Source organism: Niallia sp. FSL W8-0635 (assembly GCF_038007965.1).
Classification (GTDB): domain Bacteria; phylum Bacillota; class Bacilli; order Bacillales; family Cytobacillaceae; genus Niallia.
Genome location: NZ_JBBOYD010000001.1, coordinates 1705601 through 1721284 on the forward strand (window position 1 = coordinate 1705601; position 15684 = coordinate 1721284).

A 15684-nucleotide genomic window follows, 5' to 3' on the forward strand; every position below is an offset into this window, starting at 1 on the left:
ATGATTATACTTTGACCTTTTTTGACTTTCAAGTTTTTTGCTTGGGAAAATCAAATGGAATTTTCTGGGGGTGGTGCTTGGGAAGGAGAACGATCTAGTTTCAAAAATTTATTTATTAATAGGAGAAAATGCTCGTCATTGTTTGTCCATTTCAACATATAGTTAGGTAGGGAGGGAAATGTGTGAAAAATAAATGGTATGCTGCAATCCAGCTTGCGGCAGTGTATGTAGGCACTGTTGTCGGTGCTGGATTTGCGACAGGTAGAGAAATAGTAGTCTTTTTTTCACAATATGGATTTATTGGCTTGCTAGGGATCCTTTTAAGTGGGTTTATTTTTGCGTATTTTGGCGCAAAATTAATGCGTATTTCTGTTAAAATAAAGGCTACTTCTTATCAAGAGTTTACTATTTACTTATTTGGTAATGTCATAGGAACGATGATTAACTTTCTATTATTACTTATGCTTATAGGGGTCTGTGCAGTGATGTTTTCAGGAGCTGGTGCTGTATTTGAAGAGCAGCTCGGCCTAGATAAAACAGTCGGAGTTATTTTTACAATTGTCCTTTCTTTACTTGTTATGATGGTAGGTACAAGAGGGTTATTTGCCGTAAATACTTTTGTTGTGCCTATTATGATTAGTTTCAGCTTTATTCTCTTTATTCTATCTGTTTCTTTGCCAGGTTTTTTTGGAGAGATATTTCAAATGGAGACCATTACGTGGAAAACGATTAGCTCCCCATTTTCCTATACTGCCTTAAATTTGGCATTAGCAATAGCGGTATTAGTACCTGCAGCCTCTGAAATTGGCGATGAAGAAGTCGTTAAATGGGGAGGGATACTAGGTGGAATTGCACTTATGATGATTTTAATATCGAGTCATTTCTCCCTTATCATGCTAAAGGATGTTTATCTTTATTCCATTCCTATGGCTACTATAATGAAACATTTAGCACCACAGCTTTCATGGGTTTATATTTTAGTTATTTATGGAGAAATTTTCAGTTCAGTAATTGGGAATATCTATGGTTTAGAGAGGCAACTGCGAAGCTTCATTCCATTACCAAGTATGGTGTTAATCGGCGGGATTATCTTAGTTTCCTACTTGATTAGCTATGTACAGTATGGAACGCTACTATCTTTTTTATATCCTATATTTGGTTATATTAGTTTAGTTTTTCTCTTGTTTTTATGGATTAAGCCTGTGCCAAAATAATAGATGAAAAGTCATAAAGTATCCCTTAACCTATTTTTGAATGTAAAGGAAAAGGGATACTTTATTGTCTTATTTGAACCTCTGTTAGTTAATTAAAGCTTGTAAAGGGGAAGGAATCCGTCCGCCACGATTAATAAGTTTTTCTGAGCTGAATGGATTCACACCCATTACTGGTGCTCGTCCTAATAGTCCACCGAATTCCACGATTTCTCCTTCTTTTTTCCCTGGAACAGGAATGACACGGACAGCGGTAGTTTTTTTATTAATCATCCCAATGGCTGCTTCATCAGCAATTATTGCAGATAAGGTAGCCGGTGTAGCTTCTCCAGTAAGTGCAATCATGTCAAGGCCAACAGAGCATACGCAAGTCATTGCTTCTAGTTTGGAAAGGGTTAAGCTATTGTCTAAAATCCCTTTAATCATTCCATTGTCTTCACTGACTGGAATAAAGGCGCCACTTAATCCTCCGACGTAACTACTTGCCATTGCACCACCTTTTTTAACTGCATCATTCATTAAAGCAAGCGCTGCAATAGTGCCATGAGTTCCAACTCGCTCTAAACCGATTTCTTCTAATATTTCAGCAACACTATCATTAATAGCGTTTGTTGGAGCAAGGGATAAATCCATAATTCCAAATGGAACATCTAAGCGTTCAGCAACTACACGACCGATTAATTCACCAGCACGAGTAATTTTAAATGTCGTCTTTTTGATGATTTCTGATACTTCTCCTAAATCAGCTTCAGGATATTTTTTTAAAGCACTTAAAACGACTCCTGGTCCACTAACTCCCACATTAATTACAACTTCTCCTTCGCCAGCACCATGGAATGCGCCAGCCATAAATGGATTGTCCTCAACTGGATTACAGAAAACAACAAGCTTAGCACAAGCTAAACCGTTTTGATCCTTTGTATTTTCGGCAGCTTTTTTGATGATTTCTCCCATTTGCTTTACAGCGTCCATATTAATACCTGTTCTAGTAGTTGCGACAGATACAGATGCACAAACTCTTTCTGTGACAGAAAGTGCTTCTGGAAGTGCATCAAGCAATGTTTGATCTCCTTTAGTAATCCCTTTATGTACAAGTGCAGAGTAACCACCGATAAAATCTACATTTAAATCTTTTGCTGCTTTATCTAATGTTTGTGCTAAAGTTACTGCTTGTTCTACGGTACTATTTCCGAGGATTTCAGCAATTGGAGTAATAGAAATACGTTTGTTTATAATTGGAATGCCATATTCCTTTTCAACAGCATTTGCTACTTCTGTTAATTTGCTTGCATACGTAGTTATTTTTTTATAAACAGCCTCATTTAATTTGTGGAAATCCGAATCTGCACAATCATAGAGACTGATTCCCATCGTAACAGTACGTATATCAAGATTCTCCATCTGTACCATGTTAATCGTTTCCATCATTTCGTTTAATGCAATTTTCATTTTTTCGACCTTCTTTCCTTAGACGCGATGCATAGATTGAAAAATTTCTTCTAATTGAATATTTATTTTTAAATGAAGTTGCTCGCTTAATTCATTAAACTGCTTTGTTAAGTCATCTAAGTTTTCTTTATCGGTAATATCTACTAACATCATCATCGTAAAGAAATCTTGTAAAATGGTTTGACTGATATCTAGAATATTGATGTGATTATTAGAAAGGATTGTCGTAACCTTACTGATAATTCCAATTTGATCTTTTCCAATTACGCTAACGACTGCTCGACGTTGTTGAACCATCATTTCACCTCATAATTCACTATTTTGATTGCATCTTAAATAAAGCATTATTTTATGAATGTACGAAAAAAACAGATTGGATACACCAATCTGTTTCAAAGGATAAGAAGAACCAGGACATGATAAGCTAATATGTATTGGTTAATCTTCTGTCCTTTTACCTGAGATTGTGAATCCTTCGGTGCCGTTTGCAAAAATAAAACGGTCTCTCCAGAAGCTGCTCCTGTTATAGTTTGATCCATAACATTCATAGCATGCAGTTATTTAAGAAATATAATGTGATGTTAACAGTTTTTTTTCGTATGGTCAATCAAATATTTGTTAATGGAGATGTGAATCTTGTCCATCTTAATGAATAGAAAAGGGAGCGTAAAATTGGTATAAGTTCGTAGGGAAGAATGCGGATAAAAAAATAAATAATGTTTATTATAAAATGGAAAGGAGGAGGTGAGGGAAGTGTCAAAAGCACATAGAGAAAAGGAAAGAGAATGGACTGTACGTAAGCAGAAACAAAAGCCACATGGAAAAGTAAAAACGAAAAAAGAATTAGCGGAAGAATAGTTTCTTCCTTATTATATATAAATTAAATAAAGCGCATACAAAAAAGAAGTCGATAAAAGGGATAAATCCCTATCTGACTTCTTTTCATCTATTTAACATTTATTTAATGATACGATAGTTTTTATGGTTTACTACTGTTCTTTGCTCTAATTCTAAATCACGGTAATTATTCATATAAGTCAAATCTACGATTACCGAATTTTCATTTACTTTTTCAACAATTCCTTGTAATCCTCTAAATTCAATGATATTTCCAACCTCAGCTCTTTTCACTCACAATCTCTCCTTATCATTCCAAATTTTATATAAATTCTGATTATAGTTTGCACTACTTAGAACTTATTCGTAAAAAATAGCAGTATAGCAATCTTAATATATATATACTATGAAACTGCGAATAAAATGTGTATCATTTACTTTTTTGAAATAGGTTTTTTTGGAAGGTATATCTACCTAACATGATGAAATAAAGGGAAATACAGTTTTATCAAAAAATTATGTATTTTTCATATAAAAGAAAGTAGTTTAAGTGATCGTCTAATGAAAAAGCCAAATTTTCGGCTATCACTAATATGTACTTTTCTAATATTAGAAGATATTATAACATAATTAGGAAAAATATACATAATTATTATCAAAAAATAGTATAAAAATAAGAATTATGTAGATTCTTTGCTTAAAGTATCCGAATAAATTAAAATATGGACTGAAAATGATAGAAAGGAATATGGGTGATTTGGATGAATAAGGAATTGGCAGAAGAAATATTAGACAAGTTAAAGAATAAAGAAATGGAAAGCTATCGAGTAAAAAAAGAGGAGTTTCTCACTTTTCGAACAGAATTAGTAAAGAGAGAAGACTTTAAGTATTTTAAAGGAATTGCCGAAATTGGTGGAGATGTTACTTATAAATACATGGATGAACCAAGAAGTTAATAAGAAGGTAGCCTCGCCTTCAAACCAGTAAACCAGGTAGGAAAGCGAGGTTTTTTTTGCCCCTTTAAAGAGCATCTTTATTCTCTTCTCGAGCAAGTTCTTTAATGCCATTGATTATCTTCTGTTTTGCTTCATTATCTCCAGTTCCCTCATAACCATATTCAAAGTGGCTTCCAAGTTTTTTCTTCCAAGTAATTTGGCCAGGCATACATATTTCCTGTCCATTTAAGGTGAATTGAAGCTGCAATAATAAGCGCGTATCACCGACAGGTAAATCAAATTCTGTGCGAAATCTTAATCCATTGGGACTTATATTATAGATAAGGGCCTGTCCTTTACTAGAAAGTGTGTCTTCATCAACTTTTAGTGTGAATACGGCGTCTAAAGAATCATTTAATTGATAACGAAAAGCCTCATTTCGTTTGTATCGCATATTTCCCCTCCCTTATCCTTTTTAGGTTGTTTTCATATTATATTATTAAAGTATGAGGATTTAGTAATTTATAAATCAGCTATTCAACTTGAAAGTTTTCAATAATATTAAAGCTTGTTTCACTAGATATTGCAATATATTATTCAAATAATTACTCGTTTCTATTCGAATGTTTGAAGGATTTGTTACAGATACTTGTTCAAGATATATATATGGTATAAAAGTGAATGAATAGGGAATTTTACTAAACAGGAAATAACTCCAGTAAGAATGCTTTTTTAGTGATAAAAAGTACTAAATTTCGCCATAAAGTTAACAATTTTTTGTCGTTTAATAAATTTTGATTGTTTAGTTAAGAAAGAAATGCTATTCTTTCATTTGAGATGTCTTTTTCAAAAACTTAAATTACCTGCCTATTTTTGAACACTTTTTTACATGTTCTCATCTTAATAGAAGATGCTATAAATGGTTGTAAAGAAAGTTTGTGTACATAGACAGTAAATTTTTTTCGACAAAATACATAGCTTTCGGTTTACAATTGTAATATATAAATTATATATTATTTATGATAAACAATTGTTAGTTTATATTAAGGTTGTTTAAGTTTGAAAAGTTTAGCTATATGTTTACATCTTATAACTTAATTTATAAAGGAGAATGATTTTATTATGGTAGAAAAACAATTTAAAGTTATTGCAGATACAGGAATTCATGCTAGACCAGCAACTCTTTTAGTACAAGCTGCTAGCAAGTTTGATTCAGATATTCAATTAGAATACAAAGAGAAAAAAGTTAATCTTAAATCGATTATGGGTGTTATGTCATTAGGGATCGCTCAAGGTGCTGATATTAAAATTATTGCAGAAGGTAACGACGAGCAAGAAGCAATTAATGGATTACAAGAAACTTTAAATAAAGAAGGTTTAGCAGAATAATGAGTTTTTTACAGGGAATTGCTGCATCTAGTGGAATAGCCATTGCTAAAGCATATCGTCTAGTTGAACCAGATCTTTCTTTTGACAAGACTACTGTTGAAAATGCAGAAAATGAAATTTCTCGTTTTCAAGAAGCTTTAACAAAAGCGAAATCAGAATTAGAAGCTATTCGTGAAAAAGCCCATACAGAGCTTGGTGCGGATAAAGCTGCTATTTTTGAAGCGCATTTATTAGTATTAAGTGACCCAGAATTAATTGCACCTATTGAAGATAAAATTAAAACGGACCTAGTGAATGCAGAATATGCATTAAAAGAAACAACAGATATGTTTATTACAATGTTTGAATCGATGGATAATGAATATATGCAAGAAAGAGCTGCTGACATTCGTGACGTTACAAAGCGTGTAATGTCTCATCTTTTAGGCGTACATTTAGCAAACCCAAGTATGATTTCTGAAGAAGTAGTGGTAGTCGCAGAAGATTTAACACCATCTGATACTGCACAACTTAACCGCCAGTTTGTTAAAGGGTTCACAACAGATATCGGTGGAAGAACTTCTCACTCAGCAATCATGGCTCGCTCTTTAGAAATTCCTGCTGTTGTTGGTACAAAAAAAGCAACAGAAGAAATTAATAATGGCGATTTAGTAATTGTTGACGGATTAAAAGGAGAAATCCATATTAATCCAACACCTGAAGTAGTGGAAAGCTATAAAAAGGTAGCAGAGCAATATGAGCAGCAAAAAGCGGAATGGGCTAAGTTAGTTAATGAACAAACAGTAAGCTCTGACGGCGTTCATGTTGAACTTGCAGCAAATATTGGTACACCTAACGATTTAGAAGGTGTTATTAATAACGGTGGGGAAGCTGTTGGTTTATACCGTACTGAATTCCTATATATGGGTAGAGACCAGCTTCCTACAGAAGATGAGCAATTTGAATCTTATAAAGCTGTTCTTGAAGGCATGAAAGGGAAGCCAGTTGTTGTACGTACTTTAGACATTGGTGGAGATAAAGAATTACCATATTTAGATCTTCCAAAAGAAATGAACCCATTCTTAGGTTTCCGTGCAATTCGTCTTTGCTTAGAAGAGCAAGATATTTTCCGTACGCAATTAAGAGCGTTGCTACGTGCAAGCTCATATGGAAATCTAAAAATCATGTTCCCGATGATTGCTACATTGAATGAATTCCGTGCTGCAAAAGCTCTTTTAGAAGAAGAGAAAACTAACTTAACAAGTGAAGGCGTTAAAGTTGCAGATAAAATTGAATTAGGTATCATGGTTGAAATTCCTTCTACAGCAGTTCTTGCAGATCAATTTGCGAAAGAAGTTGACTTCTTCAGTATTGGTACAAATGACTTAATCCAATATACAATGGCTGCAGACCGTATGAATGAAAGAGTTTCTTACCTTTACCAACCATACAATCCTTCTATTTTACGTCTTGTTAAAATGGTTATCGATGCCGCGCACAAAGAAGGCAAATGGGCAGGTATGTGTGGAGAGATGGCAGGAGATGAAACAGCAATTCCTTTATTATTAGGATTAGGCTTAGATGAATTCTCTATGAGTGCTACATCAATCTTAAAAGCAAGAGCGCAAATTCTAAACCTTTCTAAAGCAGAAATGGAAGAATTAGCAGAAAAAGCATTGCAAATGTCTACAACGGAAGAAGTTATGGAAGCAGTTAAAGCTGCAGCAAAACTTTCTTAAAAAAATAGGTTTATCCTTAAAAATAGTGGGTATAAATAAAAATAGCATAAGCTCTTTTTACAAGTTAGCTTAACGCTATTCTCATTTTCCCCTTATTTAACTGACTAGAATAATCTCTAGTCAGTTTTTTGTGTGTAAATATAAGCTAATGCATACATGAAAAGAAAAGGAAAGAGGTAAAATACAAATATCTATTTTTTATCCCACTTGTAAACTTCGGTAAGATTCAATCGTTTCGATTTGTTTGGACAGGTTTATTGGGAATAAATAATGGGAAGTGGTTTTAAAAAGAGATTTTCTGTTATACATATGAACAAAGAACTGTTAATTCGTTCTATGTTGGAATTCTTAGAAAAGGCGAAAATAATAACAAGACAAAGTATGAAGGAGATGAATAAAGTCAAGTGGATTTCTATCAAAAGGAAAAAGATGTTGTACTAAAAGATTTACAGTCCTCTGAACAAGGATTATCATCAGACAAAGTGAAGGCGCTTTTAGAAAGTGAAGGATATAATGAGCTACAAGATAAAGAAAAAGTGCCAACGTGGAAGCTTTTTTTAGAAACGTTTAAAGATCCGATGGTTATTGTGTTATTAGTAGTAATTGTTATCCAATTAATAATGGGTAAATTTGTTGAATCCCTCATTATTTTTTTAGTGTTACTACTTAATTCTGTTATTAGTGTTATTCAAACAAAAAAAGCAGAAAGCTCTTTAGATGCATTGCGGAATATGAGTGCTCCAGAGGCAAAAGTAAGACGAGATAATACGAATAGTACGATTCCAGCACGAGAGCTTGTTCCAGGTGATATTGTTTTTCTAGAAGCGGGTGATTATGTTCCGGCAGATGGAAGAATATTAGAAAGTGGTTCTTTGAAAGTAAATGAGGGAATGTTAACAGGGGAATCAGAAGCAATTGAGAAACAAGAAAAGGTTATTACAGAGGACTCTGCCCTTGGAGACCGTATTAATATGGTTTATAGCAGTTCTCTTGTTGTTTATGGAAGAGGCACATTCGTCGTAACAGGTACTGGTGAAAAGACTGAAATTGGTAAAATTGCGGATATGTTAAATAAGGCAGAAGAAAAGCAGACACCTTTACAACAAAAACTTGCTCAATTCAGTAAGAAATTAGGGGTCGGAATTCTAATCCTCTCTATTCTTATTTTTGCGATCCAAGCATTAAGAATATGGCTAGGAGATGAAACGGTAGATGTTACTACTTCTATCCTTAATGCCTTATTATTTGCAGTAGCAGTAGCAGTAGCAGCCATTCCTGAGGCTCTGTCGTCTATTGTTACGATTGTCTTATCGGTCGGAACTAATAAGATGGCGAAACAAAGTGCGATTATTCGAAAGCTGCCTGCAGTTGAAACATTGGGTTCTACTAGTGTTATTTGTACAGATAAAACAGGTACTTTAACTCAAAATAAAATGACTGTGACCGATTATTTTATTCCAGAAGGGGTAGTAGAGCATATACCAGCTGATCCTTCTCAATGGAATCACTCGGAAACCTTTTTATTAAATATTGCTGTATTATGTAATGATTCTTATATTAATAAAGAAAACAGAGAAGTGGGAGATCCAACAGAAGTTGCCCTTATTAACTTTTATAATGATGGCAAACGAAGCTATGAAGAAGTCCGCACAAGATATCCTAGAGAAGCGGAATTGCCCTTTGATTCGGATCGAAAATTAATGTCTACCATTCATACGATTGATAACCAACGTCTAATGCTTATTAAAGGTGGCCCAGATGTTATGTTCAATCGAGCGACGAAGATTTTGGTCAATGAAAAAGAAGAACCATTAACAAATGATTGGTTAAAAAAATTACAAGATGCCAACGAAGATTTTTCAAACCAGGCATTGCGTGTCCTCGCATATGGATACAAACATGTTTCTTTAGATAAATCGGCAATAACGGAAGAGGATGAATCAGATATTATCCTTGTAGGCTTAACCGCCATGATGGATCCACCTCGTGAGGCGGTATATGGATCGATTGAACAAACAAAGGATGCTGGGATACGCACAGTGATGATCACGGGTGATCATAAAACAACCGCTCAGGCAATCGGTCGGAAAATCGGTTTAATGGAGGAAAACGATATTGCATTAACTGGTCAAGAGCTAGATGCTTTATCAGAAGAGGAACTAGATAAAAAATTGGAGAATATATCTGTTTATGCTAGGGTGTCTCCTGAAAATAAAATACGAATTGTTCGTGCATGGCAAAAGAAAAATCGAATCGTTGCAATGACTGGAGATGGTGTCAATGATGCTCCAGCATTAAAACAAGCTGATATTGGTATTGCGATGGGAAGTGGAACGGATGTAGCCAAGGATTCAGCTGATATGATTCTGACGGATGATAATTTTGTGTCGATAGTAAATGCAGTAGGCGTAGGAAGAACTGTATTTGATAATATTAAAAAATCAATTGGTTATTTATTTGCAGGGAATTTTGGGGCAATCATTGCCATATTATTTGCCGTAATTGCAGGTTGGGCCAATCCTTTTACAGCATTACAGCTGTTGTTTATTAATTTAGTGAATGATTCCTTGCCAGCGATTGCACTTGGAATGGAAAAATCAGAGCCAGGTGTAATGAAGCGCAAACCAAGAGATGTCAAAGAGGGAATCTTTGCCGGTGGAACACTTCGAGCAGTCGTTGTAAGAGGGGTATTAATTGGTATAGCGGTTATCATCTCCCATTATATTGGTTTACAGCATTCTGATGAATTAGGAGTCGCTATGGCTTTTACCACATTAATCCTTTCCCGTTCTTTACAGACTTTTGCTGCTAGATCTAGTACACAAACGATTTTTGGTGTTGGTTTATTTACCAATAAATATGTATTAGGAGCTGTAGGAGTTTGTTTCTTGTTATATTTGATTACCATTTTGCCATTTGCTAGAGAAGTCTTTGCTATTCCGGCTTCATTTGGCATGAATGAATGGTTAATCGCAACTGGTTTAGCAGTTGCTGCTGTGATTGTAATGGAAATAATGAAAGTACTTATTGTGAGGATATTACGCAAATAAGTAGAAAGAAAAAACTACCTTTACCTATACAATCGATGATAAAGATTTGTATTAAGGGTAGTTTTTTCTATCATTGTGATACTAACTTCAAAAGAGAAATTAGACAATTAGAAATGTTTTCATGATACTATAAAGAAAAACAATGTGATAAGCATTGTATAAAGGAGAGGGAAAAATGTTGACTAAAGAAACTACTATCATTGGTTTTATCGGTACAGGTGTAATGGGGAAAAGCATGGCTAAACATTTATTGCATGCAGGGTACCAAGTTATTGTTCATAATCGTACAAAAGAAAAAGCATCGGAACTTTTGGCTGAAGGAGCTGAATGGGTCGAAAGTCCGTACGAGATGGCATTGAAGGCAAATGTGATTATTACGATTATTGGTTATCCAAAAGATGTAGAGGAAGTCTACCTAGGGGAACATGGCTTAGTTAAGAATGCAAAAGAAAATACATATTTAATCGATATGACAACATCTACACCTAGCCTTGCGAAAAAAATATATGAAGAAGCAAAAATAAAAAATATTTATGCCTTAGATGCGCCTGTTAGCGGTGGAGATGTAGGGGCAAGAGAGGCGAAATTATCCATTATGGTTGGTGGTGACGAAGAAGTTTTTACAGAACTTCAGTCAATATTTGAAATACTTGGAACAAATATCGTATATCAAGGGCCTGCAGGATCTGGACAACATACAAAAATGTGCAACCAAATTGCTATTGCATCCAACATGATAGGTGTTACAGAAGCTATTGTTTATGCAAAGAAAGCCGGATTAGATCCAGAGAAGGTACTAGATAGTATATCAACTGGGGCAGCTGGAAGCTTTTCCTTAAGCAATCTAGCACCAAGAATGATAAAAGGCGATTTTGAGCCAGGTTTTTATATCAAGCATTTTATTAAAGATATGCGAATTGCGCTTAAAGAGGCAGAGGGGATGAACATGGAAACTCCAGGTTTATCACTTGCTGAGACATTATATACTCATTTATCAGCAAAAGGTGAAGAGGATAGCGGCACACAAGCTTTATTTAAATATTGGGATTGATGAAGAAAAAGCTTCTAACTCTTTAAAACTAAAGAGTTGGAAGCTTTTTCTATTTTATGTATCTTTTCATATATTCCTCTAAACGATTACAAGCTTCAGCTAATGTTTCCATTGAATAGGCAAATGAAATCCGGAAATATCCTTCTCCTAATGCTGAAAAAGCACTTCCAGGAACAACCGCTAAATTTACTTTATCAACTAAATCGAGACAAAAGTCAAAGGAATTCAACTTTGTTGTCGGTACTTTTATGAAAAAGTAAAAAGCACCATCTGGCATTACTACATCTAATCCGATAGAGGTTAAACGATCATACACATATTTTCTTCGCAGTCTATAGTCATCTCTCATTGGTTCGGCATCATTTATACCAACAGTTAATGCCTCTATTGCAGCTCTTTGCGAGATAGAAGAGGCGCAAGTTACATTATATTGATGTACTTTAATAATTTGCTGACTAAGATATGCTGGTGCAAATAATAGTCCAATTCTCCAGCCGGTCATACTATGGGATTTAGATAGTCCGTTAATGACAATGGTTTGTTCGCGCAGAAACTCGGCAATGGACACATGGTCTTGATCATAGAGTAATTCACTGTATATTTCATCTGCTAAAATAAAGATATCTTTTCCCTTAATAAGAGCAGCAATTTCCATTAATTCTTCTTTCGTCAAACTAACTCCTGTAGGATTGGATGGGTAAGGTAAGACGATACATCTAGTTTTTTCCGTTATGTATTTTTGGATTACATCTGCTGTAAAACGAAAAGAAGTATGGCGAATATCAGCGTATACTGGAATGGCTCCACATAAACGGATAATTGGTTCATATCCTGGATAAACTGGTCCAGGGAGAATCACCTCTACACCTTGTTCGAGAATGGTTCGAAAGGTAACATCGATTGCTTCACTAGCTCCAACTGTAACAAGCACTTCGGTGGAAGGGTCATAGGAAAGATTATACTTTTTATGTACGAATTGTGATGCGGCTTTGCGTAATTCAAGTTCGCCGGCATTATGCGTATAAGAAGTATAGTTTTCGTCAATGGACGTTTTAGCAGCTTCTTTAATATGTGAAGGTGTCGGAAAATCTGGCTGACCAATTGTTAAAGAAACCATACCTTCCTTTCCAGCAACCATATTGGAGAATTTTCTTATTCCAGAAATTTCAATATTTTTAACTTTTGTATTAATTAAATGTTCCATATCCAGTCTCCTATCGTAACGTATTCTATTATGATATCAAAAGCGGAGATTATTGAAAACCATTGACCACATATAGGCAAATAAAAAGAGCAGTGACTATATAGCAATCACTGCTCTAACATATATACTCCAATTAATTTGATTTAGTAACCATAATCCCAATCAACATCTTCTTCTATCAACAATAATTGTTCATGGTTTTCTATGGATTCGTTTGTATTATCTGTTTTCTCTAGCTCTTTCCATGCAGCTAAATCAACATTTTCTAAAAAAGTTACAGATAAGTCATCATGAAAAAGAATTGCAGTACCCTTCATTGTGTACTCGTCCTCTCCTTAAGTGTATTTAAGAAAAAATCCTAAATTTTCTTATTCACTTCCTTACACTTTTAGATTATTCCAATCACTTTAAATCGTCTAGGTCTTTGTTACACTTTTCACGAAATAGTAAAAAAATAATAAACATTTTATGAACTTTTTAGGAGTAGTAAAGGGGGAATCTAATTGCTCCTGTTAATGTTTAGAAATTGTAAAACTACCACTCATTTCATAAAAAAGGTTGTTCAGATAATAAATTCCATTTATCATATTAGTAGGAGGGGAAATATAGAAGGTAACAACAATACAAATAGATAAAGAGGAACAACCTCAATATGCAGGATTCTGGATTCGTTTTGGAGCATGGGTAATCGATAGTATTATTGTCGGGATTCCCTTATTAATTCTTTCTAATGTCATTTTTGCTCTATTTGTGAATTCAATGGAAATCCCTGAAGAGCTACTGCTTGATCCAGCAAGTATAGAAACATTATCAGATGCTGAAATTTTATCGATAATAGGTCCGATGATGGTTGCCTTTTTCGGAACAATGGCAGTATGTTTGCTTATTAGTCTTTTTTATTACTCGCTACTTCATTCATCAAAGTGGCAAGCAACGATTGGGAAAAAACTATTAGGTTTAAAGGTGACAGATAAAAATGGAAATAGACTTTCTTTCTGGAGAAGCTTAGGAAGATACATAGTGTCTAGTCTTTTATCTGGAATTCTATTAATTGGTTTTATTTTGGCAGCTTTTACAGAAAAGAAGCAAGCATTACATGATTTAATCGTCGGTTCATTTGTAGTAAAAAAATAATTAGATACTATCTATCAGATATCCATCATGCAGAGTATCACTTGCATGATGGATAAGCCAAAAGGTTCTATGGGGGACAAGGAAAAAAAGAGTATGTCATCTGCATACTTGCTTATTGAGAGGAGAGCTTGATGGATGGAGCCGATAACAAATAAAGTTCAAATGCAAAAAAAAGGATTGGCGTTATATTTTTCTTTGCCAATTCTTTCATGGGCACTATATGATGCTGCAAACACCATTTTTTCGTCAAATATTAATACCGTTTTTTTTCCGTTATACTTACAGGAAATCGTGGGTTCAAATGAAGTGCAGAATCAAATAGCGTCTACTTTTATATCCTATGCAAATGCTGTTGCAAGCTTTCTGTTAGTAATCTTTTCCCCTTTATTTGGAGTTATTATGGATAGAACAGGGAAGAAGAAAAAATATATCGTTATCCTAACATTATTAACTGTTATTGGAACGATTGCTATGGGGATTTTTTCGTCTATTCAATTTTCACAAACGATGTTTGGAATACCAATGTCTTTAATTTTCGTTATTCTCTTTTTTGTATTATCTAAATTTACATATCATTCTAGCTTAGTATTTTATGATACTATGATTTCTGATTTAGGAAGCAAGGAGCAAATTCCTTTAATATCTGGATTTGGCGTTGCAGTAGGCTATATTGGTACACTCATTGGCTTATCTGTTTATTTATTTATAGATGATGGAGCTTATAATCAATCCTTTATTCCAACTGGGATTCTCTTTTTGCTTTTATCCTTGCCATTATTTTATTTCATCAAAGATACACCAAAAGAAAATGTCCAGAAACAATCATTTTTATCAGGATATCGTGAAATTGTAGAAACCTTTAAACAAATAAGGAATTATCGGAAAATTTTTATTTTTATGCTTGCTTATTTTTTCCTAAATGATGCATTAGCGACTACCATTGCTATGATGGCAGTTTATGCAAATGCAATCATTGGATTAAGTACTGGAAAATTTATTATTCTATACCTTGTGTCAACGATTGCTAGTATAATCGGATCATTTATCTTTGGATATATTACTAAAAGTATTGGCGCTTATCGGGCTGTTCGCTATGTTGGAATATTATTAGTGATTGCTTTAATTATTGCAACGTTTGCTTGGAATGAAGGATCCTTCTGGATTGCTGGTAGTCTTTTTGGAGTTGCATTAGGAAGCATGTGGGTAACGACGAGAACCTACATTGTGGAAATTACCCCGGAAGAGAAGAGAGGACAATTTTTTGGGCTATTTGCCTTTTCTGGTAAGGTATCATCTATTCTCGGTCCGTTATTATATGGTACCATTACATTCGTATTTGCTGATTTAGGGAATATAGCAAGTAGAATGGCGCTGGGATCATTAATTATTTTAACGATTATCGGGTTAGTGATTCATGCACGTGTAAAAGAAGAATGGTAAAAAATTGGTTAGTTTTATCAAAAATATTGTAATTATAGAGCTGTTCAGGAAAACTAACAGAAGCAGTTATTCCGTTAAAGGGTAAGAGGAGTAATGGGAATACTATGCTTGATGTTTCTTTTTTAGGAACAGTTCTTTTTAGTCTGTTTTTCAATAGTCATTGTTATTCATTCAGTATAAACACAAGACGCATTGCTTTTAGTGTCTAATGTCTCGTTAATCTCCGATAAGCCTAGTATTCAGCAAACGATGAATTATTTATAAAG

Annotated in this window: 15 protein-coding genes and 1 riboswitch; of the genes, 9 read left to right on the forward strand and 6 right to left on the reverse strand. The window is 34.3% G+C overall.

Annotation, left to right across the window (positions count from 1 at the left end):
• Positions 1 to 182: 182 nt before the first annotated feature.
• Positions 183 to 1214, forward strand: coding sequence for a YkvI family membrane protein (locus NYE52_RS07930; protein ID WP_341192578.1), 1032 nt, complete (start codon positions 183 to 185; stop codon positions 1212 to 1214).
• A gap of 84 nt (positions 1215 to 1298) precedes the next feature.
• On the opposite strand, the gene NYE52_RS07935 is transcribed toward NYE52_RS07930, so the two are convergent.
• Both NYE52_RS07935 and NYE52_RS07940 read right to left on the reverse strand, forming a co-directional pair.
• Positions 1299 to 2660, reverse strand: a complete 1362-nt coding sequence (locus tag NYE52_RS07935) for a PFL family protein (RefSeq protein ID WP_341192579.1) — start codon at positions 2658 to 2660, stop codon at positions 1299 to 1301.
• A gap of 18 nt (positions 2661 to 2678) precedes the next feature.
• A complete protein-coding gene (locus tag NYE52_RS07940) occupies positions 2679 to 2957 on the reverse strand; it encodes an ACT domain-containing protein (protein WP_341195135.1) in 279 nt (92 codons plus the stop codon).
• A gap of 139 nt (positions 2958 to 3096) precedes the next feature.
• Positions 3097 to 3181: riboswitch (glycine riboswitch) on the reverse strand.
• Between the two features lie 232 nt (positions 3182 to 3413).
• On the opposite strand from NYE52_RS07940, the gene NYE52_RS07945 reads away from it, so the two are divergent.
• Positions 3414 to 3518: a DUF6254 family protein gene (locus tag NYE52_RS07945; protein WP_251627369.1), complete on the forward strand. Its 105-nt coding sequence runs from the start codon at positions 3414 to 3416 to the stop codon at positions 3516 to 3518.
• Positions 3519 to 3617: 99 nt separating this feature from the next.
• Here NYE52_RS07945 and NYE52_RS07950 read toward each other — a convergent pair whose 3' ends face one another.
• Complete coding sequence (locus NYE52_RS07950; RefSeq protein WP_065429081.1) at positions 3618 to 3791, reverse strand: YkvS family protein; 174 nt, start codon at positions 3789 to 3791, stop codon at positions 3618 to 3620.
• A 467-nt stretch (positions 3792 to 4258) separates the two neighbouring features.
• On the opposite strand from NYE52_RS07950, the gene NYE52_RS07955 reads away from it, so the two are divergent.
• Positions 4259 to 4453: a hypothetical protein gene (locus tag NYE52_RS07955; RefSeq protein WP_341192580.1), complete on the forward strand. Its 195-nt coding sequence runs from the start codon at positions 4259 to 4261 to the stop codon at positions 4451 to 4453.
• A 64-nt stretch (positions 4454 to 4517) separates the two neighbouring features.
• On the opposite strand, the gene NYE52_RS07960 is transcribed toward NYE52_RS07955, so the two are convergent.
• On the reverse strand, positions 4518 to 4886 hold the full coding sequence (locus NYE52_RS07960) for a PilZ domain-containing protein (protein WP_341192581.1): 369 nt from the start codon (positions 4884 to 4886) through the stop codon (positions 4518 to 4520).
• A gap of 668 nt (positions 4887 to 5554) precedes the next feature.
• Here NYE52_RS07960 and NYE52_RS07965 point away from each other — a divergent pair.
• The 4 genes from NYE52_RS07965 to NYE52_RS07980 all read left to right on the forward strand — a co-directional run bounded on the left by NYE52_RS07965 (position 5555) and on the right by NYE52_RS07980 (position 11640).
• Positions 5555 to 5821: a phosphocarrier protein HPr gene (locus NYE52_RS07965; protein ID WP_016200927.1), complete on the forward strand. Its 267-nt coding sequence runs from the start codon at positions 5555 to 5557 to the stop codon at positions 5819 to 5821.
• The gene (gene ptsP / locus NYE52_RS07970) at positions 5821 to 7539 is read left to right on the forward strand and encodes a phosphoenolpyruvate--protein phosphotransferase (RefSeq protein ID WP_341192582.1); all 1719 of its coding nucleotides are present in this window, start codon (positions 5821 to 5823) and stop codon (positions 7537 to 7539) included. Before NYE52_RS07965 ends, ptsP begins: the two co-directional genes overlap by 1 nt.
• Positions 7540 to 7943: 404 nt before the next feature.
• Positions 7944 to 10589, forward strand: coding sequence for a cation-translocating P-type ATPase (locus tag NYE52_RS07975; RefSeq protein ID WP_341192583.1), 2646 nt, complete (start codon positions 7944 to 7946; stop codon positions 10587 to 10589).
• A 175-nt stretch (positions 10590 to 10764) separates the two neighbouring features.
• The gene (locus tag NYE52_RS07980) at positions 10765 to 11640 is read left to right on the forward strand and encodes an NAD(P)-dependent oxidoreductase (protein WP_341192584.1); all 876 of its coding nucleotides are present in this window, start codon (positions 10765 to 10767) and stop codon (positions 11638 to 11640) included.
• A 49-nt stretch (positions 11641 to 11689) separates the two neighbouring features.
• Here NYE52_RS07980 and NYE52_RS07985 read toward each other — a convergent pair whose 3' ends face one another.
• Entirely contained in the window at positions 11690 to 12844 is a 1155-nt protein-coding gene (locus tag NYE52_RS07985) for an aminotransferase A (protein WP_341192585.1), read from the reverse strand.
• A gap of 143 nt (positions 12845 to 12987) precedes the next feature.
• Positions 12988 to 13161: a hypothetical protein gene (locus tag NYE52_RS07990; RefSeq protein ID WP_341192586.1), complete on the reverse strand. Its 174-nt coding sequence runs from the start codon at positions 13159 to 13161 to the stop codon at positions 12988 to 12990.
• Positions 13162 to 13471: 310 nt separating this feature from the next.
• Here NYE52_RS07990 and NYE52_RS07995 point away from each other — a divergent pair, with 310 nt between their 5' ends.
• Positions 13472 to 13978: an RDD family protein gene (locus NYE52_RS07995; RefSeq protein ID WP_341195136.1), complete on the forward strand. Its 507-nt coding sequence runs from the start codon at positions 13472 to 13474 to the stop codon at positions 13976 to 13978.
• Positions 13979 to 14113: 135 nt separating this feature from the next.
• The gene (locus tag NYE52_RS08000; RefSeq protein ID WP_341192587.1) at positions 14114 to 15418 is read left to right on the forward strand and encodes an MFS transporter; all 1305 of its coding nucleotides are present in this window, start codon (positions 14114 to 14116) and stop codon (positions 15416 to 15418) included.
• The last annotated feature ends 266 nt before the right edge of the window (positions 15419 to 15684 follow it).